This is a genomic window from Vogesella mureinivorans, assembly GCF_007644035.1.
In the GTDB taxonomy this organism is placed as follows: domain Bacteria; phylum Pseudomonadota; class Gammaproteobacteria; order Burkholderiales; family Chromobacteriaceae; genus Vogesella; species Vogesella mureinivorans.
The window spans coordinates 1-291 of sequence record NZ_VMTV02000104.1 but is presented as its reverse complement, the minus strand read 5'-3'; the positions used below and the strand labels follow the sequence as shown (position 1 = coordinate 291).

Below are 291 nucleotides of genomic sequence, written 5' to 3'. Positions count from 1 at the left end.
AGTGATATTGCCCTGTTGATCAAAAACTGGTGTTCCCCGTGCCTCAATTAGAATGGAGACATGATCTCGACGAATTTCTATATCTTCAGTTCTGATGCGTTCGCCCCTTAATGCCCGCACAGCAGGCAAGCTCTCCGCTGGATAGATTTGATCCGTTCCCGCTACATAAAGCTGATAAGCCTCTGAGATCTGCTCCGGTGCTATGGAAGTATCAGTTTCTTTGCCCCTGAGTTGATTGCCGCATTGGTTGGTATAGTAAGGGCGACCCGCCGCATCCACGATCGCAATTCC

1 protein-coding gene is annotated in these 291 nt (G+C 49.5%); it reads right to left on the bottom strand.

The genetic code is table 11. The features are described from left to right. Window positions 1–291: hypothetical protein (locus FLQ44_RS25500; protein WP_147692965.1), on the bottom strand; the 291-nt coding region annotated here is incomplete at both ends.